This is a genomic window from Streptomyces sp. AA1529 (genome assembly GCF_000280905.1).
GTDB lineage: Bacteria > Actinomycetota > Actinomycetes > Streptomycetales > Streptomycetaceae > Streptomyces.
Window position 1 is genome coordinate 65,889 of the sequence record NZ_ALAP01000015.1, and the last position, 25,432, is coordinate 91,320.

Consider the following 25,432-nt stretch of genomic DNA (forward strand, 5'->3'; position numbering starts at 1 on the left):
CCCCCGGACGGACCGGGCCCGCGCCCTCACGCCGGAAGGGGCGGCGCGGTCCCGGAGGTCCGCGCGGTCCCGGCGGTGGCGCGGATCTTGGACTGGCCGTGTCCCAGGAGCTCCCAGTCGTCCATGAAGCGGGCGCGCAGGCCGTGCCGCGCGGCCAGCGCGGTCAGCGTCTCGGTCCGGTAGTAGAAGTCCTCGCGCAGCACGTGGTGCTCGGCACCGACCGTGCGGTCGAACGTGAAGTCGAAGAATCCGCCCGGCGCCAGCACCCGGCCCACGTGCGCGAAGCACTCCTCGATGACGTCGAGCGGCGAGTGCGAGAAGACGCTGTGCGCGTGGACGACGTCGAAGTGCGCGTCCGGCAGGAAGTCCAGTGTCAGATCCTGGGTAAGGGTCAGATGGGGAAGCTTGGCCTGGAGATTGCGCTCGGTCACCGTGCGTTTCGCGGCGATCAGCACGTCGGGGGAGATGTCGATGCCGTAGTAGTGGCCCGCGTCCAGATGCTCGATGAAGCGCCAGCCCGCACGCAGATTGCCGCAGCCGATGTCCAGCATCCGCGCCGACGGTGCCAGCCCGTGCCGCCGCAGATAGCTGAACTGCAGTTCGCCCAGCTTGAGCCACCCCTCGCGGGTCGCGCTGCCGACCGCGGCGTCCGGATCGCGCCGGGTGTCGGAGGCCATCACCGCGCGGTAGTAGCTGACATGGTCGCGGTGCCTGAACGCCAGCCACCGGTCGCGGCCCGCACGCCGGAGATGGCCGGGGACGCGCTGCGGGTGCGCCAGCGCGTACCGGGCCTTGTGGGCGAGGGCGGTGCGGTCGGCGACGAGGTTCTTCCTGCTGGCCATGCGGACTCCGGCGGCGAGGCGGTGGCACGGGCGGGGGACGGCGGCGGGCGGCGCCTCCGGTGCGCGGGCACCGCGCCTGGCACCGCGAGTGCCCTGCCTTGAGTGTCGGCGGCTGCGGCCGCCGCCGCTCGCCCGGGCTCCGCCGTCCGGGGCGCGCACCCCCCGCAGGGGTGATCCGCGGCCGACGGGCAGGTCCGCGGAGGCGGCGGACCCCTGCTCGGAGGGCCTGCCCGGCGGACGCCGACGCGCGCCCCGGCACGGGGCCTGGCCCGTGCGCCGGCTCCCACGGCGATCCGCCCTCCTGCGGCGCCGTCCGGTGCGGTGGCGGTGCAGTCCGACGGCGGAGAAGGGAGGCCGCTGTGGTGCAGCGGGCGGCTCGAAGCGTTCGGCCGGGCCCAGGGCGACACACCTGGGCCCACGCTCCCAGGTCGCCTGGAGAGCGCCGACCGGACCCCGCGGGAACGCCCGATTCAGCAGGATGTGGGCTCGCAGGGCGCGGAGTCAGCCCGCGTGCGTGAGGCAGCGGCGGGACACTCGGACGGAGGTGCCCAGCACGGCGTGCGAGGCGGCGGACAGTGCCCCCGCGAGCAGCAGCAGCGGCCAGTGCGCGGTGGCGGCGGCGGTGCAGCTCAGGACCAGCGTGGCGGCTGCCATACCGGCGCTCGCGCCGGTTCCCGTCCAGGCGACCAGGCGCGGCAGCGCCTCCGGGACGCCGAACCGGCGCGCCGCCGGGCCACCGGTCGCGGTCAGGGCGGCCGCTGCCAGCAGCGCGCTGACGGTGGCGAGGATCGCCAGCGGAGCGGCTGCCGCGCCCAGCGCCGTGCGCGCCAGCGCCCAGCACACCAGCAGCAGCGGGGCGCAGAGCGCGGCCGCACGCGAGGTCTGCCGGGTCTGGGCGAGCGCCAGCTCCCGTCGGCACTCGGGCGCCAGTTCGGCCACCGGTCCGAAGTCGCGCACGGCGCGGTGGGCGGCGTCGGTGCGCGGTACGCCCTCCCGGACGTAGGCGTCCGTCGCGTCCAGCAGCCCGTGGTGGATCTCCTCGACCATCCGGGACGCGGCCCGGGCGGGCCCCGGCAGTGCCGCTCGCAGCTGGGCGGTGTAGACGAGCAGCGGGTCGCGGAACTGCTGCGGCGCGCTCATGTCGCGGGCCGGTGCCGGGCCGGTCCCAGGGATGCCGGGCCGCCGGCCGCCGGAGTGTTCCCGGTCGGCGTCGACGGGTCGAGCACCGCGCCGATCGCCGCGGTGAACTGCCGCCACCCGGTGCGCTCGTCCGCGAGCGTCCGCCGCCCGGCACCGGTGAGGGCGTAGCAGCGCCTGCGCCGTTCGCCGACGGACTGCCAGTCGCCGGCCAGCAGGCCCAGCCGCTCCAGCCGGTTGAGCGCGGGATAGACCGTGCCCGTCCGCAGCTCCAGCACCCCGCCGCTGCGCTCCTGGACCGCGGTGATGATCGCGTATCCGTGCAGCGGTCCGTCCTCGAGCGCGGCCAGCAGCAGCCCGTCCAGATGTCCGCGTACCGCTTCCGTCTTCATGAGCGGAGTGTAGGCAGAGAATATATTGCTGTGCTACCTATTGCCTGCCAATGTATTGCAGGGGTGTCGGTGTCCACGGCGGACACGTCGGCGCCCCTGCTCCCTCGCCCTGCCGAATCGGAGCCCCGGTGACCGAGTTGCTGCTCTCCCTGCACGTGCTGGCCGCGATCCTGGCGGTGGGGCCGATCTCCGTCACCGCCTCGATGTTCCCGCGCAGAGCCCGGGAGCTGCTCGCTGCCGGCTCCTCCGGTGACCCGGGTGGCGAGACCCCGCCCGGCGGTGCGGCGGGCGCGGCCCTGCTGCACCGTGTCTGCCGGGCCTACGCCGTCTTCGGTGTGGCCGTACCGGTCTTCGGTGTGGCCACCGGTGCCCGGCTCGGGGTCCTCGCCGACGCCTGGCTGCTCGCATCCGTCGTCCTGACGGCCCTCGCCGCTGTCCTCCTGGGCGCGGTCGTCCTGCCCCGGCAGGCGCGACTGCTGGGTGCGGCCGGTGTCGGCCTCGACGAGGGCGAGGCCGTGCCGGAGATACCCGACCCGCGTGCCGCAGCGGCCCGACTGGCCATGGTGACCGGCGTCTTCAACCTGCTGTGGGCGGCGGTGGTCGTCCTGATGATCCTCCGCCCGGGCTCGACCACGAGCGTCTGACCTCGCGCCCGCGGCGACCGGACCCCCGGGCGGGGTCCGGCGCCGCGAACGGGCCGGCGCCCGGCGCCCGGTTCAGCGCTCCCGCTGGTAGGTGGTCATGCTGATGCCCGACGCGAAGTCGCGGGTGGTGACGGGCCGGAACGGGGTCGGTGCGAACGCGCCGTCGAGGAGCGGGACTCCGGCACGGGCCAGCCGGGGGCTGCGCTTGATCATCAGCTCGTCGATCTCCTCCACCAGCGAGCCTGCCAGCTTCCCGCCGCCCGCGAGCCAGATGTCCTGGCCCTGTTGCTGTTTGAGTTCCTGTACGACCTCGACCGGGTCCCGGTCCCGCACGATCTCCACCTCCGGGTCCGTCCCGGGCGGCAGCGTGCGGGAGAAGACGATCTGCCGCAGATGCGCGTACGGGCTGATGATGCCCTGGCCGAGTGCGGGCTCGTAGGTGCCGCGGCCCATCAGTACCGTGTCGAAGCGCCGGTTCGGGGTCTCCTGCAGGCCCATCGCCGCCCGGGCGGGGGTGGGGATCGTCTCGGGCAGGTTCTCCACGGTCGCCGAGACGAAGTCGTCCGGCACCGGGAAGAAGTCGTACTCGCCCTGCGGGCCCGCGATGAGCCCGTCGATCGTGACGGCGACGTAGTAGACGAGTTTGCGCATGGGGTTGCTCCTTCGTGGCGATGACTTGCTCTGCCGGGGGCGGGTGAGGTGCCGCGGTCCCGTTCTCCGTGCCCTTGCAGGCGAGGAACCTCGCGAGCGCTCTGCGCTTCACTCGGAGTACTCTGGTTGGAGTGGTTTGAACGTAGTACTTCAAGTGAAGTGGTGCAAGGGGGTTCGGTGCGGACCCGCGGAAACCTTCAGGAGAACCAGGGAGTCGTCATGCGGCAGAACACCGAGCGGCGCACCGCGCTGCTCGACGCGGCCATCGAGGTGCTGGCGCGGGAGGGCTCCCGCGGACTGACGCTGCGCGCCGTCGACAAGGAGGCCGGAGTGCCCACCGGCACCGCCTCCAACTACTTCGCCCACCGTGGCGACATGCTCACCCAGGCCATGCGCCGTACCCGCGAGCGGCTCACACCGGACGAAGCGGCCTTGGCGGCGCGGATGAGCGCCCCGCGCACGCTCGGGCTCGAAGTGGAGCTGATGCGCGACCTGCTGGCCCGGATGCGCGCCGACCGCAGCAGCTATCTGGCCATGCTGGAACTGCGGCTGGAGGCCACCCGGCGTCCCGAACTGTACGAGGAGCTGTCCGGGTTCCTGCGCGCCGAGTTCGAGGGTCTGCTCGGCTATCACCGCGACGCCGGGATGCCCGGCGACGACCTGGGCGTCGCCCTCCTCTACCTCGCCATGGCGGGCCTGCTGCTCGACGACATGACGGCCCCGGACATCCTGCGCGACCCCTTCGGCGCCGACCGCCTGATCCGGACGATGGTGTCCCGCGTCTTCGGCGACAGCGCGGCACCGGGTGGTGCGGGCGAGGAGGCGGGCGCCGACTGACCGGTGGTCCCTCGCTGGACGTACGCACGAGGGAGCGGGCGGGTGGGAGGTGTGTTCCTCCCGCCCGCCCGCTCCGTGGCGCGTCGCCGGGGTGTGGCGGTGGTGTTGGTTTGTGTGTGTCAGTAGGCGGAGTCGACGTTGTCCATGCTGCCGTAGCGGTCGGCGGCGTAGTTGCAGGCGGCGGCGATGTTGGCGACGGGGTCGGTGAGGTCGTCGGGGGTGCCCTTGACGTGGTACTGGTCGAAGGTGGGTTGGATGACCTGGAGGAGTCCCTTGGAGGGGATGCCCTTCTGGGCGTTGATGTCCCAGTCGTTGACAGCGTTGGGGTCGCCTGCGGACTCGCGGATGATGTTGCGTTTGATGCCGTCGTAGCTGCCGGGGATGTCGTGCTTGGCCATGACGGCGCGTGCCTCGCGGATCCAGCCGTCCAGGTTGTCGGCGTACTTGGCCTTCGCGCCGCTCTTGCCGCTGTCCTTGGCGGCCTTGGCGGCCTTGTCCGCACTCTGCTTGGCGTGGTGGGCCTGGGTGGTCAGGTGCTGGGCGGTGGCGGCGGCCCGGTGGCCGGCCGGGCCGGCGGTGTCGGGGGTGGCGGCGTGGGCGGTGCCGGTCAGGGCGGTGGCGGCGATACCGGCCGCGCCCAGGGCGGTCAGGCCGCCGACGGCCAGCCGGCGGGTGGGGCGGACGGTACTCAGAGCGGTGAGGGTGGTGCGCATGGGGGAGCGGAACCTTTCGCGGGGGGACGTGGCGCCGCACCCGGCACGGGGCTGCCGGTGGTCTGGTTGCGGCGTGGGGCCCACCGTGCGGGAGGCACCCCCCTCCCCGGCAACCATGTGACCTACGACCCCGCCTCGTCCCCCGCACCCGCCCCGGCACGCCATCCCCACCCCCACCCCGAACCCGGCATACCGGACATACGATGCCGGTTCGTACGTGACGTGGACCCTATGGGCGGCCTCACACCACCCACCCCGCAAAACCCCCGCCCCCGCACCCCCAGTACTCACCCCCACGCACACCGCAACCGGTTCCGGGGATCGCACCGGAGGAGGGTGACGTGCATGCACTTCTCGTGCTGGGTGCACTCCTACGAGCACGCCACGGAGAAGCCGGATCCCGCGCTCTTCCGGACGGCCTGCCGGGAACTCGGTGCCGGTCCGGGCGAGACGCTGATGGTCGGCGACCACCCGGCCAACGACGGCGGCGCCGTGGCCGCGGGCCTGCGGGCGTACGTCCTGCCGGCCGGTGCGTCACCCGGAGGGTTCCGGGGCCTGGATGCCGTGCTGCGCCTGGCCGGGATCCGGGAACGGGGGTGCGGGTAGCGGGGGCCGCCCGTGCGTACCGGCTGGTTGCCGCGTGGGGCGGTGCCGCGGGTCAGGCGGGCCAGGGGAGGGTCGCGTAGAGGCGGTAGTCGGTGCCGTCCCTGCCGTGTTCGAGGGTGCCGCCCGCGAGCAGTGTGCGCTCCGCCAGCCCGATGAGGCCCTGTCCCCCTCCGGGGACCCGTGGACCGGCGGGGTCGCCGGCGGCGCCGTCGTGCCGTACCGGGTTGCGGATCTCGACGGTGAGGCCCGCACCCGAGGCGCCGCGTACGGTCACGGAGACCGGCGCGGCGGGGTGCGCGCCGTGCTTCCGGGCGTTCGTCAGGCCCTCCTGGACGATGCGGTACGCCGTGCGGCCCGCGACCGCGGGCGCGGAGCCCGGGCCGCCCGCCACCGCGACGTCGAGTGCGACCGAGGCGCCTGCCCGCCGGGCCTCGTCCGCCAGGTTCCCGATGTCGGCGAGCACCGGCTGGGGGCGGTCGCTGTCCTCCGGTGCACGCAGTACGCCGATGACGTCCCGCAGGTCCTCCAGCGCCCGGTGGGCGCTGTCGCGGATCACGGCCGCGGCCTGCCCGATCTCCTGCGGGGCGGCGCCGGGGTTGAACTCCAGGGCGCCCGCGTGGACGCTCAGCAGGGAGAGCCGGTGGCCCAGTACGTCGTGCATCTCGCGGGCGATGTCCTCCCGCGCCGCACGCCGCGACTCGGCCGCGGCCCGTGCGGCCTGCTCCCGCAGCGAGGCGACGAGCTGCCGCCGCGACCGTACGTACAGGCCCCAGCCGATGCTTCCGGCGAGCAGCGCGAAGTACGTGGCGGCCGACGCGGTCCTGGGGTCGTCCGCCGCCGGTCCGCTCGCCAGGAGGAACGGAACCGGCGCGAAGGCCACGCACGCCAGGTACCCGGTCACCCGGGGCGGCTTGTCGACCGCGACGGTGAACAGCGCCACCAGGATCGGGCCGGTGACGAAGTGCGAGAAGGGCTCCAGGAGCAGCAGCCCGACGGCGAGCGCCACCGGCTGCCACCGCCGCAGGAACAGCGCCGTGCAGGCCAGCGCCCCGGTCAGCTGGTCCAGGAACAGCGCGGTCTCGGAGGTGCCGGGGTCGATCACCACCGAGTCCGCGGTCAGTACCAGGAAGCATCCGGCGAACAGGAACGCGCCGGTGTCGACGACCCGGTCCCGTGTCCCGCGGCGGGTGCGGGGGGCGGCGCCGTGCTCCTCGCGGTGCCGCCGGGTCCGGCGTATCCGTCGCGCGGCGCGGCGCACCGGCTCGCTGCCGCGGTGCAGCAGCCGCCCCGCGGCGGGGAGTCGTGCACCGCGTCCGGTCCCGAGCAGTTCCATGCGGTGAATCTACGGCGGACCGCGTGGTGTCGGGACCGGTGCCCGGGAGGCGGCGACTTCGGTATGACGTCGGCGCGCCCTGTCGGATACTTCGGTCGCCTCCGCCGAGGCCGAAGCCCGATCCGGCGGCCGGTCCGGGCGGGCCAGTCTGCCGCCATGAAGAACTTTCTCGGGTTCGTGTCCTTCGTTCTCCTCGCCCAAGGCGCCGGCGGCATCCTGCACGAGGTGACCGGCGGCCGGTTCAAGCTGTGGACGGTGGTCCAGCGGATCGGCTTTCTCGACGGCTACGAGGTGTACGCCTGCGTCCTGCTGCTCGTCCTCGGTGTCGCGGTCGGTGCGGCCTCGGACGCGGTGGGGCGGCGCGGCTGACGGCTGCCGACGTCGGCGACGCGGCGGTGCGGGCGGCCGGACGGGCCGGTGGTTCCGACCGGCGGGGCGGGAGGGGGCGGGCCGCGGCATATTCTGAGGCGGCGGCAGGCCGCACTGCCACTCCCCGTACGGACCGATCAGGAGCAGAACCGTGTACTTCACCGACCGTGGCATCGAAGAGCTGGCGCAGCGGCGCGGCGAGGAGGAGGTCAGCCTCGGGTGGCTGGCCGAGCAGTTGCGCACCTTCGTCGATCTGAACCCCGACTTCGAGGTGCCGGTGGAGCGGCTGGCGACCTGGCTGGCGCGGCTGGACGACGAGGACGACGACGAGGACGACTGACGAGCGCGGACCGGGCCGTTCGGTCCTGCCGGGCGGACGGGGCCGGGCGGTTCGGTCCGGTTCGGTTCGGGGTGTTCGAGGTGGTCCGCTCCGGGACGGGCGGGCCGTCGTCGCCGGACGAGGGCGGGAGGGGCCCGGGAACGCCGGTTCCGGGGCGGGTGCGCGGGCTCACCGGACACGGAGGCTTGCACCACTCGCGATACGCGACATATCGTGTTCACCGCGATACGCGATATGTCGTCGCGCTGCGGTGCCGTACGGCCGGTTCCGTACGGTTTTCCGTGCGCCCGCAGTGCCCGAGCCTGGGAGGCCGCGCAGTGTCCGCACCCGACGATCGCTCGTGGGAGATCACGACGCCGCAGCGGATCGAGTTCGACGATCCGGTGACGGAACTCCAGGTCCGTGTGGTGGGCGGTACCGTCAACGTCGTCGGTACCCAGGAGCCGACCACCCGCGTCGAGATCGGCAAGGTCGAGGGACCGCCGCTGCGCGTCCGGCGGGAGGGCGGCAGGCTCGTCCTCGCCTACGACGACCTGCCCTGGCGCGGCTTCCTCAAGTGGCTGGACCGCAAGGGCTGGCGGCGCGCGGTCGAGGTCTCCGTCCAGGTGCCGGCGCACGCGGAACTGTCGGTCGGTGTCGTCACGGCCGGAGCCGTCGTCTCCGGGGTGCACGGCCGCACCCGGGTGGCCGGCGTCTCCGGCGACACGACCCTGGTCGGGCTGTCCGGTCCCGTCGCGGCCGACACCGTCTCCGGCAGCGTGGAGACCCAGCGCCTCTCCGGCTCGCTGCGCTTCTCCACCGTCTCCGGCGATCTGACATGCATCGACGCCTCCGCCGATCAGATCAAGGCGGACTCGGTCAGCGGCGCGATGATCCTCGACCTGGCCTCGCCCCGCGGCGACCGGCCTGCCGACATCCGGCTCTCCAGCGTCTCGGGTGAGCTCGCGCTCCGGCTCCCCGACGACGCGGACCTCACGGTGGACGCGCACACCACGGGCGGCGCGGTCTCCAGCGCCTTCGACGATCTGCACACCGGCGGCTGGGGCGACCACCGCATCACCGGCACCCTGGGCACCGGCCGCGGAGCGCTGCACGCCGTGAACGTCTCCGGCGGCCTCGCCCTCCTCCGCCGGCCCCCCGGCGAGGCCGCCGAGGGCGCCGCGGAGGACGCGGCCGCCTTGGCCGCGGCCCGCGACCCGCACCCGCCCGGGCAGCCGGGCACCCCCTCTCCGGCGAAGGACCTGTGACATGCCCCCCGTCTTCGCACACGGCCGCCTGCGCCTGTATCTGCTGATGCTGCTCGACGAGGCGCCCCGGCACGGCTACGAGGTCATCCGCCTGCTGGAGGAGCGGTTCGAGGGGCTGTACGCGCCCTCCGCCGGAACCGTCTACCCCCGGCTGGCCAAGCTGGAGGCCGAGGGGCTCGTCAGCCACACCACCGAGGGCGGCCGGAAGGTCTACTCGATCACGGAGGCGGGCCGGGCCGAGCTGGTCGACCGGCAGGCCGAACTCGCCGAGCTGGAGGTGGAGATCCGCGACTCCGTGGCCGCGCTCGCCGCCGACATCCGCGAGGACGTCAGCGGCACGGCCAGCGACCTGCGGCGCGAGATGCGGGAGCAGGCCCGGGACGCCCGGGGCCGCGCCAAGAGCGGGCGCGGACGCGGCCGCTCCGCGGCCACCGGGGCGGCTCCCGGCACCGAGAGCGCCTGGGGCGGCGCCTGGGAGGGCGTGCGCGGCGACAAGGAGGGGTGGCGCCAGGCCAAGGAGGAGCTGCGCCGCGCCAAGGACGAATGGAAGGAGCAGGCCCGCAGGGCCAAGGAAGAGGCCCAGCAGGCCAAGCAGCAGGCCCGCAAGGAACGCGAGGCGCACAGCGCCGCCCTCGCCGAGGTGCGGCGCATCGCCCACCAGGTGCAGGAACAGGTGCAGACCCGGATGCGGGGCGGCGACTGGTCGGGCGCCGTCCGCGACGGCATGTCCGAACTCGCCCGTGAGATGGGCGACCTGGGGCGGTTCGCCGGTCAGCCGGCGCCTCGCCCCGCGGCGGAGCACCCCGGCGCCGCCGGAGCGGAGTCCGATGACGAGGGCGGTCTGCCGCTTCCCGACTCCACCGGAGACCCGGCGCGCGACCTGGAGCGTCTGCTGGACCGCTTCCGCGACGACGTGCGGGACGCGGCGCGCGACCACGGCGTCGGCGAGGGCGAACTGCGGGAGGTGCGGCGGCAGCTGTCCACCGCGGCGGCCCACATCGGGGTCGTGCTGCGTGGTTCCGGCGGAGGAGCCGGCGCCTCGGGCGGCGGATCGGCGGAGGGCGCCGCGAGCGGGAACTGAACCCCGCACGCGGCGGGCCGGTGCGCCCCGCCGGCCCTGCCGGGACCCGGCCCGCGGCGTGTATGCCCCCTGCGGACCCGGACCCGGACCCGGACCCGGACCCGGACCGGGTGCATGGCTCCCGGACGCCCGGCGCCCGGATGCCCGGCGCCCTGCGTCGGCCCTGCGGCCTCCGGTGCCGAGTGCGCGACCGCCGTCACTCGGCCCGGCCGGCCCGACCGGTGCGGGGGTGCTCCCAGAGGCGGACCAGGTGCGCGCGGAGGGCGTCCTCGGCTTCCTCGGTGCTCAGGTGCCCGATGAGAACGTGGCTGGTCAGACCGTCCGCGAGGGCGAGCAGGGCGCGGGCCTCGCGCTGCGGATCGACCGACGTCGCGCCGCTGTCGGGGCCGGCTGGGTCACCGGGGCCGCCCCGGACGGCGTCGGTGACCAGGCGGGCGAGGAGGTCCTGGAGGGCCGCGTAGCTGATCCGGAGCCGGGCGGCGAGCGGCTCGCTGATCGCGGCCTGGGCGAGGAAGGCGAGCCACACCCGGGCCTCGGCGCGATGCGCGCTGCGGAGCAGTGCGATCTCTCCGGCCGCGTGTTCCAGGGCGGTGCCGGCTGTCTGGTCCGGGCTCTCGGACAGCCGGGCCCGCATGCGCTCGGTGACGCGTTCGCCCACGTGGTCGACGGCGAACACCAGCATCTCCTCCTTGGTGCGGAAGCAGCGCTGCACGGCGCCCAGCGAGACCTCCGCGTGGGCGGCCACGTCGCGCATCGTCACCCCCTCGGGGCCGTGCGCGTCGGCGAGCACGCAGACGGCCTCGGCGATCCGCCGGCGTCGGTTCTCGTAGTCCACCTGCTTGGGCATGCGGAGGCGCCTCCTTAATTCGATACGAGTGTATCGGATCTGGGTTAGGGTGCTGCGACGAGCACTTCGACACAGGATTCGACACAGGAACGGGGAGGGCAGCAATCGTGCGGGACGCCCTTTGGAAGATGCCGGCCGCGGCCCAGGCGGCGGCGGTCCGGAACGGCGACGTATCGGCCGCCGAACTGGTCGGCAGCCACCTGGACCGCATCGCCGAGGTGAACCCGCGGGTCAACGCGGTCACTCAGCTCATGGCCGAGCGCGCGCGGGAAGCCGCGGCGCGGACGGATGCGCGCCGGGCCGCCGGTGCGGAACTGGGGCCGCTCGCCGGAGTGCCCTTCACGGTGAAGGAGACCACGGCTGTCGAGGGCGTGCCGACCACGATGGGAGCCGCCCGCTTCCGCGATCTGGTCGCGGCGGCCGATGCGCCCCCGGTGGCCCGGCTGCGCGCCGCCGGAGCCGTACCCATCGGCCACAGCAACGTTCCCACCATGATCCTGGCCGGGATGCACACCCGCAGCGAACTGTTCGGCGACACCGTCAACCCCTGGGACCCGAGCCGGACTCCGGGCGGCTCCAGCGGTGGCGACGGAGCGGCCGTCGCCACCGGCATGGCCGCACTCGGCCTCGGCAACGACTCCGGCGGGTCGGTGCGGATCCCGGCCTCGTTCTGCGGTGTGGCCGGACTCAAGCCGACCGCCGGCCGGTTCCCCGCCGATCACCGGCTCTTCGGCCCGGCCGACCCGGGGCCGGCCTCGCAGATGCTGGTCACCGACGGCCCCCTGGCGCGCACGACCGCCGATCTGCGGCTGGCGTACGAGGTGCTGGCCGGGACCGACCCGCGGGACCCGCGGGCCGTTCCGGTGCCCGTCCGCGGCGAGCCGCTGCCCGGGCCGGTGCGGGTCGCGGTCGTCGCCGACCCCGGCGGCCACGGGGTCCACCCCGCGGTCGGCGGCGCCGTCACGGCAGCGGCCGAAGCGCTGCGCGACGCCGGCTACGACGTGCGGGAGGTGGCGGACGTGCCGCGGCTGGACGAGGCGCTGGAGACGTATGAGCGGATCGTCCTCACCGAGTTCGCCCCCAACTGGCCGGTGCTGCGCACGCTGCTCGGCGAGGGCGGAGGCCGCTACATCGAGATGGCGCTGGAGAAGACCCCGCCCGCGACCGCCGAGGAGTTCATGCAGCTGATGGGAGCGTGGCTGAACATCCGCCGCTCCTGGGCGGAGTTCCTCGACACCTGTCCGCTGCTGCTCGGCCCCGTGTTCACCGAGCCGCCCGTCGAACCCGGACTGGAGTCGCGCGACCCGGCGGGACGGGAGCGGGTCGGCTCGGCGATGCGCCTGTGCACGGCGACCAGCTTCGTGGGCGTGCCCGGCGTCGCCGTGCCGACCGGCGTGTCCGACGGGCTGCCGCTCGGTGTGCAGCTCGTCGGGCGCGCGTTCCGCGAGGACCTGTGCCTGGACGCCGCTCAGGCGGTCGAGGACCGCCTCGGCGTGCTCTCCCCGGTCGACCCCCGCCCGGACGCCGCACCGGCCGCCGCGCGCTAGGAGTGCCGTGCCGCGGGACGGCCGGCGCGGGGGGCCGGCCGTCCCGCTCGGCACGTGGCCGGTCCCGGCCGGTGCGGCCGGGACCCGAGGGCCAGGAGGGTTCAAGGAGGACTCGTACAGGGCAGGTTGACGCATGCAGGGCCGTGACGGGAGCGTCGGCGGCAGAGGCGAGGGGGCGCACATGGAGCAGGAGATCCGGGAGATCACGCTGCCGGGCGGGGAGACGGTGCTGGCCAGGGTGCACGTCCTGGACGACGGGGAAGTGCCGTTGGAGGCCGAGGAGTTCCAGTACGACGACGTGGGCGTGCAGGACATGCTCGTCGCGCGGGCCCAGCAGCTCAACGAGGTGATCGGCGGAGTGGGCTCCGCGGTGCTCGCCGCCGCCCGGCACGCGCGCCCCGACGAGGTCAGCGCGACGTTCGGCGTCGAACTCGCCGTCAAGTCCGGCAAGGCCCTGGCCGCGGTCCTCGCCGAGGGCGAGGCCAAGGGTGCTGTCTCCGTCACCCTCACCTGGCGCAAACCCGAACCGGCCGCCCCCGGACCGGACTCCGGCGCCGGTGGCGGCGGCACGCCGCCGCAGGACGGGTGAGTCGGCGTCCGCCGTCCCGGCGGGCGGGAGGCTGGACCGGCGGCCTGCCGGGCTCCCCGCGGGAGGGCGCGGGGACCGGCGTGCCCTGGGCGTACGAAGGTGTGGAGTCGGCGCACGGCGATTGACGCGCCCCGGCGTCGACGTCCCCGCGCGCTCCCCGGTCACCACCCGCTGCCAGGGCCGCGCGGACAGGGAGCTGTCCGGACCGACGAAGGCCGGACCGACGAAGGCCGGACCGACGAAGGCCGGACCGACGAAGGCCGGACCGGCGACCGGCGAATGGCGCACGGCGCACGGCGCACGGCGCACGGCAAGGCCGATCGGCGAAGGGCGACCCCGCCCGGCGAAGGGTGAGGGCGAACCGGTATCCGGCGGACCGGGGGAGGAGCCACCGTCCCAACCGGCAGCGGAGCCGGGCGGGTTGCGAACCCGCTGCTCCCGCCTGTCAGTTGCGGCCACTAGCCTGCTGGAGGGCTGCGGGGAACCCGGCGTGGAGGGGGAGCGTTGTGACAGGAGTGCGAGCCGCGCGACACGGCGGTTCACGATTCGGCGTGCTGCCGTGCGCGCCCTGTGCCGTATGAACGCCCCCGCGAACCTCGCAGACTCCGTTCGGACCTCGGTGGTGCGCATCGGGGCACCCCCCGAGGGGTACGACGGAAGCAGCGGGACAAGCGGCGACAGCCGTCGCAGCGACAGGAGCCGGCGAGCGTTCTGGGGGAGCGGCTTCTTCGTCGCGCCCGGATGGGTCCTCACGTGCGCACACGTCCTCGCCAAGGGGGCCGCGCCCGTCTGGAGGGGGGAGCGCGCCATCGGCATCACGATCGGGGACGCCGCGGGCAGCACGGGCGGCCCCGGCGCCGCGGACGGCACCGGCGGGGGCGGCGGCACCGTCCTCCTCGGAGAGCTGGCCTTCGGACTGCCGCGCCCCGAGGACCCCCAGGCACCGCCCTCCCCCTGGCCCTTCCCCGATCTGGCGCTGGTGCGGGTGCCGGGCGCCGAGGACGCCGACTGCCTGTGGCTGAGCGACCGTTCCGTGCTGACCCCCGCGGACATCGGACTGTACGGCTGGGCGCCGGGTGAGGTCCGGGGCGAGCAGATGTTCTTCACCGGGCTGGGGAAGGCCACCGGGGTCGTCGGCCGCCCGCTCATGCTCAGCGGCGACCAGCTGACCGAGGGCTGCTCCGGCGGGCCCGTGCTCGACCAGCGGCGCGGCACGGTGCTGGGCGTCAGCAAGGGAGCCGGCCGGCGGCCGGGCACGGGCCTGGCGACGCCCGTCACGGCCCTGCGCCGACTGTGCGACGCGGGCCCGCGCGGCGCCCGGGTGCTGCACGAGGTGCTCTCCGCACACGACCGGCACCACCTGAGCCGCTACACCGGATTCGGCCACAGCTGGCACCGGCAGCACGCCCGGCTGGGCCCCACCGGCGGCGAGCCCGCCTACGGATTCACCGTCGACCGGCGCGCGGAGCTGTACGCGCTGTTCGCCGAGGTCGAGCCGCCCACCGGGGCCGGTCAGGTGCTGCAACTGGCCAACGAGGCCCGGAACATGGTGCTGCGCCGGCCCTACACCCTCCGCGACCACGATCCGCGCTCCTGGCGGGAGGGCGCGGGCCTGCTCTACGACCCGCGGGACCACAGCACGGCCGAGGAGGAACCGTCCCCGGACCTCGCGCTGGAAGCGGTGGTGCTGTACGCCGCGAAGGTGACGGCCGCGCTCCACCGATCGGGTCCCGGGCGTACGCCGCGCGCGGTCCGCGCACTGGCCGAGCTGCGCGAGTGGGTGGAGCGCACGGCGCGGACCCTGCTCAACGACGTCATCCGGGCCCAGGTCCCCGGTGTGCTGGACGGCCACCGCGCGGCCTCCGCGGCGCGCGCCGACGTCCTGGTGGAGATAGAACCGGACATCTACGGTTCCGGCCGGCACGCCTGGCGGGTGGCGCTGGTGCGCCCGGCCGACAAGGACGACCTCCCCGGCGAGCCCGCCGGCGGAGCCTTCGGACACCTGCCCGACGCGGACCAGGCCGCGGGTGAGGACGGCGAGCGGGAGGAGCTCACCGTCGAGCAGAGCCGGGAGGACGCGCCGCGCTCCGGCCTGGAGGAAGCGGTGCGCGCCGCGCTGTCCCGGGCGCTCGACCAGTGCGACGTGGACGACCACCTCGCGGCGGTGGAGTTCATGCTGCCGCGCCCGCTGTTCGACGAGCCGGTGGACGGATGGCGGGCCCGCCCCTACGACCCCGACGATCCCTTCAACCCGCACACCATGCCGCTGGGCCAGCGCAGACTCGTCGTCCTGCGCGACCGGACGCGCAAGGACCAGGGCTTCACCCCGGAATGCCGTACCCGCGCCGCCGCGGTCCTCAGCGGCCCGCTGGAGGCCGTGCCGCTGCGCCGCGAGGTGCCCGGCGCCGGGCACGACGCGCCCGGTCCGGAGAGCGGGCAGGCCACCTACGGAAGACTGCGCGCGGCGGCGCCCGGTGCGGTGCCGGTCCACTGCGCACGGGTCGGCGGCGGCCCGGGCGCGCGGGCCATGGCGGCGGCGCTCGGCGCGGGGCACGCGATGGCGCTGTGGCGGCACGGCTGCGGTGACGGCCAGGACCACGACGACTGCGCCGAGTTCCACCGGCGTGCCGCCGAACTGCTGGCCGAGGCGCACTCCGCGCGGCAGGTCCCGCTGCACATCAGAACCCTGCGCAACCGCAACGCCGAGGCCGCCGATGACCCGGAGGAGTCAACAGGCGTCAACAGCGCGCCAATTGATCCCTCGTCGGCCTGGGCACGGCATATCGTCCTGCTCTACGATCCGCCCCACAGGACCTCGGGGGACGGACCGTTGCGCGAACCACCGCTCATGCCCAGGCCGCCGACAGCGTTGAGGAGCACACCGTGAGCGATTGGCGCATCTACCGCGGTGCGGGGGTGCCGCACGAGGCTGTGCGCGAGCTGCCCGACCCGCCGCCCTGGCGGGACTTCACCGGCGCCGGCACCGGCCCGGACTCCCCGGACGGCGGGGACGGTCCGGAGGGCGCCGACACCGCCCGGCGGCTGGGGGCCCGGCGCCGCCTGGTGGAGAGCCTCCATCCGCGCCCCGAGGAGGTCGAGGCCGTCAACGCGGCGCTGTACCTGCGCCGTCCGCTGCTGGTCACCGGCAATCCCGGCACCGGGAAGTCCACCCTCGCGCACGCGGTCGCACACGAGCTGGGCCTGGGCAGAGTGCTGCGCTGGCCCATCGTCAGCCGCACCACCCTGCAGGACGGCCTCTACCACTACGACGCCATCGGCCGGCTGCAGGACGTCCAACTGGACCGCGCGGTGGCCGGGGACGGCACTCCGTCCGCCCGCCCGCCGATCGGGTCCTACCTGCGGCTCGGCCCGCTCGGTACGGCGCTGTTGCCCGCGCGCCCCGCCGAGCCGGGCGGGGTCCCGCTGCCCCGGGTGCTGCTCGTCGACGAGTTGGACAAGAGCGACATCGACCTGCCCAGCGATCTGCTGAACGTCCTGGAGGACGGCGAGTTCACCCTTCCCGAACTGGAGCGCATCGCCGACCGCGAGCCGGTCACCGAGGTGCTGACGGCGGACGGCGACCGGGCCCGGATCGAGGGCGGCCGGGTGCGCTGCACCGCCTTCCCGTTCATCGTGCTCACCTCCAACGGAGAGCGGGACTTCCCGGCCGCGCTGCTGCGCCGCTGCATCCAGCTCGACCTCAAACCGCCCGGCGACGAGCAGCTCGCCGCGATGGTCCTCGCGCACCTGGGAGAGGAGGCGCTGGAGGACGGCGCCGAACTGGTCCAGCGGTTCCTGCGGCGCCAGCCGGGCCAGGTCATCGCCACCGACCAGCTCCTCAACGCCCTGTTCCTCACCCAGCACGCCTCCGGCGTCGAGCGGGTCTCCCGCGACCGGCTCGCCGAGATGCTGCTGCGGCCGCTCGACCGCCCGAGGTGACCGTGACATGAGTGCGGCGTCGACCCCGCCGCGGCGGCCTCCGGGCAGCGGCCGGGAGTCCACCGCGGACCCGGGGCCCGCGCAGCGGTACCGGCAGGACGTCACGGAACTGGTGGCACGGCTGCGTGCCGCGGGCCGGGAGCCGGGGTCCGAGGAGCTCGCCGAGGCACTGTGGCTCGCCCGCTTCGCCTCGGGCGGCGCTGCACGGGAACCCGACGCGGACTCCACCGGCCCCCGCTACCAAGGGAGCCGGACGCCGCAGCCGGAGCCTCCCATGCCCCCAGTCGAGGACCACGACGCCGACGAACCCGCCGACGCCGCCCCGGTCCAGGAGCGCACCGCCCCGGTCTCGCTGTTCGCGCCGCGCCGGCACGGCGGGGCCCCGCCGGCCGGCTTCCCGGTGCGGGCGCCCGCGGCGGGGGCGCTGTCCGGACTGCTGGAACTGCAGCACGCGCTGCGCCCGCTGCACGGCTACCGGCCGCCGCTGCCCCCGGCCACCGGCGCGCTGGACGAGGCGGCCACTGCCGATCTGAGCGCCCGCTCCACCACCGTGCTGCCCGTCTTCGGCACCGAGCAACGCCGCTACAGCGAGATCCAGCTCCTCATGGACGCCTCACCCACCGCGTCGGTGTGGCAGCCCACCCTGGAGCGGCTGCGCCAGACCTTCGAGCAGCTCGGCGCCTTCCGCGACGTCCAGGTCCGCTATCTGCACCGCGCCCCGGACGGAGCCCCGCTCATCGGCACCGGTCCCGCCGACGGGACCGCGCGGCTGCGCCCCGCCGACGAGTACCGCGACACCACCGGGCGGCGGCTCACCCTCGTGGTCAGCGACTGCGTCGGCGCGCTGTGGCAGGACGGCCGCGCGCAACGCCTGCTGCACCACTGGTCCGGGCGCTCCCCGCTGGCCGTGGTGCAGCCGCTGCCGCCCCGGCTGTGGCCGCGTACCGCGCTGCCGGCCGAACCCGGCCTGCTGCTGCGCGAGCGCGGAGCCGGCGGGCGCGTCACCTTCGAACCGGACAGTTTCGCCGCGCCCGAGCAGGACGACGCGGTGCCGGTGCCGGTGCTGCTGCCCACACCCGAGGCGCTGGGCAACTGGGCGCGGCTGCTGGGCACCGAGAGCGAGCGGGCGGTCGCCGGTGCCGCCGCCTGGGTGCTGCCCCGGCACCCGGCGATGCCCGCGCCGCGCACCTCCCCGGGCGGCGTACCGGCCCGCACCCTGCTGCGCGAGTTCCGCAACAGCGCCTCACCCGGCGCCCTCGACCTGGCCGTCCACCTGGCGGTGGTGCCGCTGCTGCTGCCGGTCATCCACCTGGTGCAGGAGGCGATGCTGCCCGACACGGGGTCGATGGAGCTGGCCGAAGTGCTGCTGTCCGGCCTGCTGACCCGGCTGCCGGAGGATGACGGCCCGCACAGCCGCGGGGAGGCGGCCGACGGCCGCGGAGAACCGTCCGGGCCGCGCTACGCGTTCGCGCCGGGCGTCCGCGAGCTGCTGCTGCAGTCGCTCGACCAGGGCGCCGCCGTCCTCATCCTCAAACATCTGTCCGGCTACGTGGCGCAGCGCTTCGGCAAGGGCACCCGCAACTTCGCCGCCGTGGCCGTCGCCCAGCTCTCCGGCCGCACCGGCCCGGCCCAGCCGGTCCGGTCCTCCGGAGGACCCGCGGAGGAGGCCGCCGGGCCCGACGAGGCCGAGGACGGGGACGAGATGTTCGCGACGATCCCCGCCGAAGTGGTCCGCTTCTACCTTCCCGAACAGACCGCGGTCGACCAGGTGGCCGAGACCGAGCGGCTGCTGCGCCGCTGGCGCGACCAGGGCGACATCCAACTCCTGCACCGCGCCCGCTCGGTGGGCGAGACCGCCCGCACCGCCGACCACGACAGCCTCCGCGCCCGGCTGGCCCTGGGCCGGGTGCTGCACGCCCTCGCCGGCACGGCCTCCGTGCGCCGCAGCCCGCAGGGCCCCGAGCCGTTGCTCCGGGAGGCAGCCGAACTGCTGACCGGCGACGCCCCCGGCACACTGCTGGAGCGCGCCGGTGTGGAGTACTCGCTGTGGCAGGCACGCGGCGCGCAGGCGGAGCCCGACCCGGCCGGCACCCGGCACCTGCTGCGCGCCGAGGGGCTCCTGCGCTCGCTGGCCGGACGCACCACGGCGACCGGCCGGGACACGACGGACCCGTCGCTCCCGCCGGACGCCGAGCGCACCCGTAGACTCCGGCTGGGCCGGGTGCTGCTCGCCCTGGCCCGGACCGCGCCCGAACACCGTCACCGGGCGGCCGCCGAGGCCGCCGGCGAACTCCGCGAAGCGAGCGACATGCTGGCAGACCGCGCCCCCGGGTCCCCCGAGCCCTCCGGTGCCCCCACGACCTCCGAACCCCGGCCCGCGGCGGTGCCCGGACAGCACCCGGAGGAGCACCGGGCGCAGCACTGCGGGGCTCTTCTCGACCTGGCGGCCGCCCTGCGGCTGAGCGGCGCCCCGCGGCAGGAACGCCTCGACGTGCTGACGCGTGCCGGGAGTCTGGCCGGGGAGCACTCCGGACTGCGGCTGCGCTGCGTCCGCGAGCGTGCCCGGGTGCTGCGCGAGACCGGGGACCTGGAGGCGGCGAACGCGGCGTACGCGGAAGCCGAACAGCTGTCCGACCGGGACAGCGCGCAGCGCGGCGACCTGCTCGTCGAGTGGGGCGAGATGCTGTTCACCGAGATCGGTGCCCTCGCACGCGCGGAGGGCCCGCTGCGTGAGGCCCTCACCCGCGCCCCCTCCGGCAGCCCCACCGTGGCCAGGGCCGGGCTGCTGCTGGGCCGCCTCCTGCTGCTCCGCTACGAACGCGAGAGCTTCCTGCCCGACCTCTACGAGGGATGCCACCTGCTGGAGCAGGCCGCCCGCCAGAGCCCGGAGGCCGGGAGCCGCGCACAGGCGTGGCTGCGCCTGGCCGCGGCGCGTGCGCACTTCCCCGCGGGCGCTCCCGAGGCCCAGCAGGCGGCCGGCGAGTACGGCAGAGCACTGGAGGAGCTGTCCGGTACGCGTACGGGCGGCTCCCTCACCGCGGCCAGGGCCCTGCACGGGCGGGCCGAGTTCCACCGCGCCCAGGGGCGCACCGCGGAGGCGCTGGCCGACTACCGCGCCGCGGAGGCCGAGTGGCAGCTGCTGGCCGGTCACCTCGCGGACATCCCCTGGGCCGAGGTACGCGCCACCCGGGAGCGGATGGCCGAACTGCCGGGGTGACGGGGCCCGGCCCGGCCGGGTACGGCGGGCGGGCACGGCCGGAGCGGCGACGACGGACCGAGGGGCGAAGGACCGGCAGACCCGGAAGCGAAGGGGGACGAACCGATGCGGTGCACGGGGGAGGACGAGGACCGGCCGAATGCAAGGACGGCGCGGCGCGCGCGGGTTTCCGGCTATCCGCCTCGGGAAAGAGACAGCAGCCGTGTCACGACCCCGGAGCGGGGCCCCAGGGAGGAGAAGAGCGTGCCGAAGCGGACCGAGGGCACCGTCCGCAGCCCGGGCCGCCGGCCCGCTGCCGCACCGCAGCCGCCCCTGCCCGATCTGACGGGTGTGACCCTGCGCGCCCTTCGGACCTGCGACGATCCAGCCGTCACCGCCGCGGTGGAGAGCACGCTGCACGCTCCCGAGGAACTGTCACGGGTGTGGCGCTCGTCCGGCACCCAAGGCGGCCAGGTCGAGCGGCGGCACTCCGGCACCCCGCAGGTGAACACCCCGAGGACAGGTCGGAAACGGGGCGCGATCCGGTCAACCTCCGGCCCGGTCCACGGCGTCTCCGACCCGCCCGCGGGCCCGGGAGACGGCGTGGGCCGCCATGAACCCTCTTGAGATACCGGGCCCCCGGCTGCGCCGGATGGGGGAGACCCGGCCGGTACCGGGAGAGGCCGCCGCGCTGGAGGGCTGGCTGCACAGCAGGCGCCTCGTCCTGCTCAAGACCCTGCTGACCCGCGCCGAGCGCGCCCCGCTCCCCGGCCCGGCGGCCCGCGCCCTGCGTGCGCACTGGACGCTGCTGGAGGACGCCGAGCAACTCGACCCCGCCGCGGCGCGCCGCGCCCTCGGCTCCCCGGCGGCCGGGAACTGGCTGGCGCACGCGCTCGCCGCACCGCCCGGGGAGGACTTCGCGGCGGCCGTCGCCGACCTGGGCGCGCTCGCCGCCGTCGTCGCCCTCGCGGCCGGAGCCGACTTCCGGCTCGACCTGCCGGCGTCCGCCGGACGGCTCTCCCTTCCCGGACTCGGCGCGTATCTGTGCGCGGCGCCCCGGGTGCGGGTCGCCGCACACGGCGGCACCGTCACCTTCGCCCCGCCGGACGGGGCGCCGAGCTCCCTGACGCGAGGCGCCCTGCTGCGCCACGAGGTGCCGCCGGCCGGCCCCTGGCGTCCGCTGAACCGGCTGCCCGGCGGCCGCGCCGTCCTGGACGACCGCGATCCGCACCTGGCCCGGGAGGAGGGCCGTGCCGGGCTCGCGGGCCTGCTGCCGACCACTGTGACGGCACCCGGCGAGGCCCGCGAGTGGCGGGAGCTGTGGACGCGGGCGCTGGCCCTGCTGCGCGACGCCGACCCCGAGCGGGCCACTGAGGTGGCGGCCCTCGTACGGACCGTGGTCCCCGTCCGGTGGAAGCCCGACGGGCGGGCCAGCGCCACCCGGCTGGCAGCGCCCTGGGCGGTGCTGACGACCCTTCCGGAGTCGCCCCAGGAGATGGCGGAGGTGCTCGTCCACGAGGTGCAGCACAGCAAACTGGCCGTCCTGGGCGGGGTCGTACGGTTGGACCACGAGTCCGCCGAGGCCGTCTTCCGGGTGGGCTGGCGCAGCGATCCCAGACCGCTGGGCGCCGTCGTGCAGGGCACCTACGCACATCTGGCCCTCGCCGACCTGTGGGGCAGGCTCGCGGACCGGGCCGCGTCCCCGGCAGCCGAGCGCGCAGCCGCCCGGCGCCGCGCCGCGGACTACCGGGCCCAGGTCGACCACGCTCTTTTCCTCCTTCTGGGCTCTGGTCAACTCACCCGGCAGGGCACAGAGTTCGTGGAGGGCATGCGCCGCCGCCACGAGCGGCTCGGCTCCCCGGGCGGGCCGGCCGTCCGTGCCGCGGAGCACGCGGAACGCGGTGACCCGGCCGACGACGCGGAAAACGCAGCAGACAGGCTGACGAACGGTCACTTTGGGTAATCTCGCCGTACACGTCGCCCGCGGGGCGGCGACGGCTGCTGGACGAGGGAGAACGCAGGCATGGTCGCTCAGCGGGAAACGGCTCGGGGCAGGCCGCCCGGAGGGGAGCCCGAGCACTTCGTGGTGGTCTTTCCCGGCTACCACCGGGGCTGGGGCAACTGGATCGCGCACCGGCTGGAGAGCCACGGGCACCGCACCACGCTCCAGCGCTGGGACCCGGACCGCGAGCAGCCGCTGGCGGAAGCCCTCGGCGACCTCCAGCTCGCCACCGGGCGGGTCCTGCTGGTCATCAGCGACCTGTTCCTCCAGCTCGGCCCGCGCACCGAGGCCGACTGGAACGCCGTGCTGCGCGGCTACGTGGCCGAGCACGCCGAGGAGTTCGCCGCCGTCAACCTCACCAACCGCGAACTGCTGCCCGCCACCGCCGTACTGGAGCCGGTCAACCTGTGGGGCGTCGGCGAGGAGGAGGCCGAGCGCCGGCTGCTGAACCGGCTGGGGCTGCGGCCCCGCCGCGTGCCCGTCCCGCAGCCCGGCTACGCCAGCCGCTACCCCAACGATCCCCCCGCCGTCTGGGGCGAGGTACCGCGTCGCAACGGCCGCTTCACCGGACGCGACGTCATCCTCGGCGACCTCCAGCAGCGGCTGATGGACGCCGAGCACGGCGCCGCCGTCTGCACCCTGGTCGGCACGGCCGGTATCGGCAAGACGCAGATCGCGGCCGAGTACGCGCACCGCTTCGCCCCCGACTACGACGTGGTCTGGTGGGTCAACTGCGACCAGCGCAACACCCAGCGCGACACCTTCGGCGCGCTCGCCGCCGAGATCGGCCTCGACAGCTCCGGGGAGGTCGGTGAGCGGGTCCGCGCGGTACGCGACGCGCTGCGCCGGAACGAGCCCTCCGGCCGCTGGCTGCTGATCTTCGACGGCTGGGAGGAGCCCGAGGACGCGGCCGGCTACCTCCCGCAGGGTGGCAGCGGGCACGTCCTGATCACCTCCCGCAACAAGAGCTGGCGGGCCGGCACCGACATCAAGCAGATCAGCGCCTTCCGCCGGGCCGAGTCCACCGGCTACCTGATGCGCCGCGCCCCGCACATCACCGTCGAGCAGGCCGACCAGGTGGCGGGCGAGTTCCAGGACCTTCCGCTGCAGCTCGCGCAGGCCGCCGCCTGGCTGGGCGAGGAGGGCATGGAGGTGCCCGAGTATCTGCGCATGGTGCGCGGTGTCGGGCTCACCCGGCTGGAGAGCAACACCATGCCGGACGACTACCCGTACTCGTCGCTGACCTCCTGGTCGATGCTGCTCAACAAGCTGCGCAAGTCCGAGCCGCGCGCCGTCGAACTGCTCTCCCTGTGCTCGGTCTTCGCCCCCGGGCGCATCCCGCTGGGCCTGGCCCGAGCCATCCCGTCCGGTGAACTCCCCGAGAGTCTGCGCTGGCTCAGCAGCGACCGCTCCGGCTGGTCCCGCGCCCTGGACTCCCTCGTCAACTACTCGGTGCTCACCCGCGAGGCCCGCGCGCCCGCGATGGGCGACGTCGACCAGAACGACTCCGTGCACATGCACCAGGTCGTCCACAGCGTCATCGGTGAGCTGACCCGGGGGCGGGAGGACGAGGTCTACCGCGACACCGTGCACCGGCTGCTGGTGGAGGCCGACCCGGGAACGCCGAACGACAGCCGCCAGTGGGGCCGGTACGCCGAGATGCTGCCCCATCTGGTGGCCTCGGCGGCACCCGCCAGCAAGGAGCGCCGGGTCCAGGAGATGCTGCTCAACTGCCTGCGCTACTGCTTCGCCAGCGGCGAGTACAGCGTCGGCTCCGAGCTGGCCGAGAGCATCCGCGCGGACTGGGAGACGTTCCTGGACCCGGCGGCGGACCAGATGCTGGCCCTGGCCACCCTCCAGGGCAATCTGCTGCGCCAGCGGGGCCGCTTCCGGGAGGCGCAGGTGCTCGACAGTGCCCGGCTGCAGCGGCTGCGCGGAATGCCGCACGCCGACGGCCTCCATGAGGAGGCCGTCATGGACGCCACCAGCTGCCTCGCCTCCGATCTGCGGCTGCTGGGGCAGTACGACGAGGCGCTGCACCTGCAGGAGCAGGTGGTCGCGGTCTCCCGTAGGCTCTACGGCCCATTGGAGTGGACGAGCCTGCTCGCCCAGCACAATCTGGCCGTCGGCCTGCGGCTACTGGGCCGCTACGAGGACGCCTACGAAACGGACCTGGACACCCTCCGTAAACGCGAGCAGGAACTGCGCGCCCGGCACCCGCACACCCTCGCCTCCGGCAACGCCAGCGCCCGCGATCTGCGGCTGATGGGCCGCTACCAGGAGGCGCTGGCCCGGCAGGAACTCGGCATGCGGCTGCACCTGCAGGTGCTCGGTGCCCAGCATCCGCAGACCCTCATGGCCCGGCACAACCTGCTGCTGTGCCAGCGCAGGGCGGGCGCCCCGGGCCAGGACATCGCCACCGCCATGGCGCTCCTGCTGGAGCAGCACGAGAAGGTGCACAACCGCAGCCACTACTCCACGCTGTCGCTGCTGACCGACTACGGCAACTTCCTGCGCGAACAGGGGGACGTGGGCCTGGCCCGGGAACTGCTGATCGAGGCGGAGGACGGATTCCGCTCGCTGCTCGGCCAGGCGCACCCGGTCCCCACCGCGATGCAGTCCAACGCGGGCCTGGTGCTCCAGGCGGAGGGCGAACGCGACGGCGCGCTCAACATGTTCGAGCAGGCACTGGTCGGACTCACCACGCTGCTGGGCGCCGACCACCCCACCACCCTGGGCTGCGCCCTGAACGCCAGCGGTGGGCGCAACTTCAGCGAGGCGCTGGAGGACGCCTACGAGCTGAGCGGTGACACCCTGGAGCGCTCCCGGCGGGCACTGGGCGAGGACCATCCGCTCACCCTGTCGTGCATGGTCGCCCACGCGGGCGACCTGCGCTCGCTGCGGCGCCGCGAGGAGGCCCGCACGCTGGAGAGCACGGCCCTGGAGCGGTTCACCCACTCGCTCGGCGCCCAGCACCACCACACGCTCGCCGCCCGCCAGCGCACCCGTCCCTACTGGGACTACGAGCCGTACCTGGGCTGACCCGCCCTCCGCGGTCCGGGCGGGCAGCAGCACGCGGTCCGGGCCCCGCACGGCCGGGGGCCCCGCCGCACAGCTGTG

Annotated in this window: 22 protein-coding genes; 15 read left to right on the top strand and 7 right to left on the bottom strand. The window is 74.9% G+C overall.

All coding sequences use genetic code 11. The annotated features are described in order from the left end of the window. Positions 1 to 26: 26 nt before the first annotated feature. The 3 genes from A949_RS0103075 to A949_RS0103085 all read right to left on the bottom strand — a co-directional run bounded on the left by A949_RS0103075 (position 27) and on the right by A949_RS0103085 (position 2,371). Positions 27 to 842, bottom strand: coding sequence for a class I SAM-dependent DNA methyltransferase (locus A949_RS0103075; protein ID WP_019354536.1), 816 nt, complete (start codon positions 840 to 842; stop codon positions 27 to 29). Between the two features lie 501 nt (positions 843 to 1,343). Beyond that, positions 1,344 to 1,982 carry a permease prefix domain 1-containing protein gene (locus A949_RS0103080; protein WP_019354537.1) on the bottom strand — a complete coding sequence of 213 codons (639 nt, stop codon included), beginning with the start codon at positions 1,980 to 1,982 and terminating at the stop codon, positions 1,344 to 1,346. Then, a complete protein-coding gene (locus A949_RS0103085) occupies positions 1,979 to 2,371 on the bottom strand; it encodes a helix-turn-helix transcriptional regulator (protein ID WP_019354538.1) in 393 nt (130 codons plus the stop codon). The genes A949_RS0103080 and A949_RS0103085 overlap by 4 nt, the downstream gene beginning before the upstream one ends. A gap of 128 nt (positions 2,372 to 2,499) precedes the next feature. Between A949_RS0103085 and A949_RS0103090 the strand changes: the two genes are divergently transcribed. Further along, positions 2,500 to 3,015, top strand: a complete 516-nt coding sequence (locus A949_RS0103090) for a DUF2269 family protein (protein WP_019354539.1) — start codon at positions 2,500 to 2,502, stop codon at positions 3,013 to 3,015. A gap of 72 nt (positions 3,016 to 3,087) precedes the next feature. On the opposite strand, the gene A949_RS0103095 is transcribed toward A949_RS0103090, so the two are convergent. Then, on the bottom strand, positions 3,088 to 3,666 hold the full coding sequence (locus tag A949_RS0103095) for a dihydrofolate reductase family protein (protein WP_019354540.1): 579 nt from the start codon (positions 3,664 to 3,666) through the stop codon (positions 3,088 to 3,090). A 219-nt stretch (positions 3,667 to 3,885) separates the two neighbouring features. On the opposite strand from A949_RS0103095, the gene A949_RS0103100 reads away from it, so the two are divergent. Continuing rightward, a complete protein-coding gene (locus A949_RS0103100; RefSeq protein WP_019354541.1) occupies positions 3,886 to 4,503 on the top strand; it encodes a TetR/AcrR family transcriptional regulator in 618 nt (205 codons plus the stop codon). Positions 4,504 to 4,622: 119 nt separating this feature from the next. On the opposite strand, the gene A949_RS0103105 is transcribed toward A949_RS0103100, so the two are convergent. Then, positions 4,623 to 5,216, bottom strand: coding sequence for a transglycosylase SLT domain-containing protein (locus A949_RS0103105; RefSeq protein WP_019354542.1), 594 nt, complete (start codon positions 5,214 to 5,216; stop codon positions 4,623 to 4,625). A gap of 345 nt (positions 5,217 to 5,561) precedes the next feature. Here A949_RS0103105 and A949_RS0103110 point away from each other — a divergent pair, with 345 nt between their 5' ends. Then, a complete protein-coding gene (locus A949_RS0103110; protein ID WP_019354543.1) occupies positions 5,562 to 5,822 on the top strand; it encodes an HAD family hydrolase in 261 nt (86 codons plus the stop codon). 52 nt (positions 5,823 to 5,874) lie between these two features. Here the strand turns inward: A949_RS0103110 and A949_RS0103115 are convergent, their stop codons facing one another. Further along, the gene (locus A949_RS0103115) at positions 5,875 to 7,155 is read right to left on the bottom strand and encodes a sensor histidine kinase (protein ID WP_019354544.1); all 1,281 of its coding nucleotides are present in this window, start codon (positions 7,153 to 7,155) and stop codon (positions 5,875 to 5,877) included. Positions 7,156 to 7,311: 156 nt separating this feature from the next. Between A949_RS0103115 and A949_RS0103120 the strand changes: the two genes are divergently transcribed. The 4 genes from A949_RS0103120 (at position 7,312) to A949_RS0103135 (ending at position 10,192) form a co-directional block, all read left to right on the top strand. Further along, complete coding sequence (locus A949_RS0103120) at positions 7,312 to 7,524, top strand: hypothetical protein (RefSeq protein ID WP_019354545.1); 213 nt, start codon at positions 7,312 to 7,314, stop codon at positions 7,522 to 7,524. A gap of 151 nt (positions 7,525 to 7,675) precedes the next feature. Further along, entirely contained in the window at positions 7,676 to 7,864 is a 189-nt protein-coding gene (locus A949_RS0103125) for a DUF6104 family protein (RefSeq protein WP_019354546.1), read from the top strand. Positions 7,865 to 8,181: 317 nt separating this feature from the next. Next, complete coding sequence (locus A949_RS32275; protein ID WP_019354547.1) at positions 8,182 to 9,111, top strand: DUF4097 family beta strand repeat-containing protein; 930 nt, start codon at positions 8,182 to 8,184, stop codon at positions 9,109 to 9,111. Between the two features lies 1 nt (position 9,112). Further along, positions 9,113 to 10,192: a PadR family transcriptional regulator gene (locus A949_RS0103135; RefSeq protein WP_019354548.1), complete on the top strand. Its 1,080-nt coding sequence runs from the start codon at positions 9,113 to 9,115 to the stop codon at positions 10,190 to 10,192. Between the two features lie 196 nt (positions 10,193 to 10,388). Here A949_RS0103135 and A949_RS0103140 read toward each other — a convergent pair whose 3' ends face one another. Next, on the bottom strand, positions 10,389 to 11,039 hold the full coding sequence (locus tag A949_RS0103140) for a TetR/AcrR family transcriptional regulator (RefSeq protein WP_019354549.1): 651 nt from the start codon (positions 11,037 to 11,039) through the stop codon (positions 10,389 to 10,391). A gap of 107 nt (positions 11,040 to 11,146) precedes the next feature. On the opposite strand from A949_RS0103140, the gene A949_RS0103145 reads away from it, so the two are divergent. The 8 genes from A949_RS0103145 to fxsT all read left to right on the top strand — a co-directional run bounded on the left by A949_RS0103145 (position 11,147) and on the right by fxsT (position 25,354). Beyond that, the gene (locus A949_RS0103145; protein WP_026004295.1) at positions 11,147 to 12,586 is read left to right on the top strand and encodes an amidase; all 1,440 of its coding nucleotides are present in this window, start codon (positions 11,147 to 11,149) and stop codon (positions 12,584 to 12,586) included. 133 nt (positions 12,587 to 12,719) lie between these two features. After that, on the top strand, positions 12,720 to 13,175 hold the full coding sequence (locus tag A949_RS32280; protein WP_019354551.1) for a CU044_2847 family protein: 456 nt from the start codon (positions 12,720 to 12,722) through the stop codon (positions 13,173 to 13,175). Positions 13,176 to 13,752: 577 nt separating this feature from the next. Then, entirely contained in the window at positions 13,753 to 16,062 is a 2,310-nt protein-coding gene (locus tag A949_RS0103155) for a VMAP-C domain-containing protein (RefSeq protein WP_019354552.1), read from the top strand. Next, positions 16,059 to 17,114: an AAA family ATPase gene (locus A949_RS0103160; RefSeq protein ID WP_019354553.1), complete on the top strand. Its 1,056-nt coding sequence runs from the start codon at positions 16,059 to 16,061 to the stop codon at positions 17,112 to 17,114. Before A949_RS0103155 ends, A949_RS0103160 begins: the two co-directional genes overlap by 4 nt. A gap of 7 nt (positions 17,115 to 17,121) precedes the next feature. After that, positions 17,122 to 20,331 carry an SAV_2336 N-terminal domain-related protein gene (locus A949_RS0103165; RefSeq protein ID WP_019354554.1) on the top strand — a complete coding sequence of 1,070 codons (3,210 nt, stop codon included), beginning with the start codon at positions 17,122 to 17,124 and terminating at the stop codon, positions 20,329 to 20,331. Between the two features lie 243 nt (positions 20,332 to 20,574). Then, positions 20,575 to 20,937, top strand: coding sequence for a hypothetical protein (locus A949_RS32285; RefSeq protein WP_019354555.1), 363 nt, complete (start codon positions 20,575 to 20,577; stop codon positions 20,935 to 20,937). Continuing rightward, entirely contained in the window at positions 20,924 to 22,273 is a 1,350-nt protein-coding gene (locus A949_RS32290; protein WP_106428720.1) for an aKG-HExxH-type peptide beta-hydroxylase, read from the top strand. The genes A949_RS32285 and A949_RS32290 overlap by 14 nt, the downstream gene beginning before the upstream one ends. Before the next feature lie 60 nt (positions 22,274 to 22,333). Beyond that, positions 22,334 to 25,354: an FxSxx-COOH system tetratricopeptide repeat protein gene (gene fxsT, locus A949_RS0103180; RefSeq protein WP_026004296.1), complete on the top strand. Its 3,021-nt coding sequence runs from the start codon at positions 22,334 to 22,336 to the stop codon at positions 25,352 to 25,354. Positions 25,355 to 25,432 lie beyond the last annotated feature (78 nt).

Coding starts and splice junctions, on each gene's coding strand:
- A949_RS0103135 (WP_019354548.1), top strand. CDS start 9,113: ATGCCCCCCGTCTTCGCACACGGCCGCCTGCGCCTGTATCTGCTGATG.
- A949_RS0103140 (WP_019354549.1), bottom strand. CDS start 11,039: ATGCCCAAGCAGGTGGACTACGAGAACCGACGCCGGCGGATCGCCGAG.
- A949_RS0103110 (WP_019354543.1), top strand. CDS start 5,562: ATGCACTTCTCGTGCTGGGTGCACTCCTACGAGCACGCCACGGAGAAG.
- A949_RS0103095 (WP_019354540.1), bottom strand. CDS start 3,666: ATGCGCAAACTCGTCTACTACGTCGCCGTCACGATCGACGGGCTCATC.
- A949_RS0103155 (WP_019354552.1), top strand. CDS start 13,753: ATGAACGCCCCCGCGAACCTCGCAGACTCCGTTCGGACCTCGGTGGTG.
- A949_RS0103105 (WP_019354542.1), bottom strand. CDS start 5,216: ATGCGCACCACCCTCACCGCTCTGAGTACCGTCCGCCCCACCCGCCGG.
- A949_RS0103115 (WP_019354544.1), bottom strand. CDS start 7,155: ATGGAACTGCTCGGGACCGGACGCGGTGCACGACTCCCCGCCGCGGGG.
- A949_RS32290 (WP_106428720.1), top strand. CDS start 20,924: ATGAACCCTCTTGAGATACCGGGCCCCCGGCTGCGCCGGATGGGGGAG.
- A949_RS0103120 (WP_019354545.1), top strand. CDS start 7,312: ATGAAGAACTTTCTCGGGTTCGTGTCCTTCGTTCTCCTCGCCCAAGGC.
- A949_RS0103165 (WP_019354554.1), top strand. CDS start 17,122: ATGAGTGCGGCGTCGACCCCGCCGCGGCGGCCTCCGGGCAGCGGCCGG.
- A949_RS0103075 (WP_019354536.1), bottom strand. CDS start 842: ATGGCCAGCAGGAAGAACCTCGTCGCCGACCGCACCGCCCTCGCCCAC.
- A949_RS0103085 (WP_019354538.1), bottom strand. CDS start 2,371: ATGAAGACGGAAGCGGTACGCGGACATCTGGACGGGCTGCTGCTGGCC.
- A949_RS0103100 (WP_019354541.1), top strand. CDS start 3,886: ATGCGGCAGAACACCGAGCGGCGCACCGCGCTGCTCGACGCGGCCATC.
- A949_RS0103080 (WP_019354537.1), bottom strand. CDS start 1,982: ATGAGCGCGCCGCAGCAGTTCCGCGACCCGCTGCTCGTCTACACCGCC.
- fxsT (WP_026004296.1), top strand. CDS start 22,334: ATGGTCGCTCAGCGGGAAACGGCTCGGGGCAGGCCGCCCGGAGGGGAG.
- A949_RS32280 (WP_019354551.1), top strand. CDS start 12,720: ATGCAGGGCCGTGACGGGAGCGTCGGCGGCAGAGGCGAGGGGGCGCAC.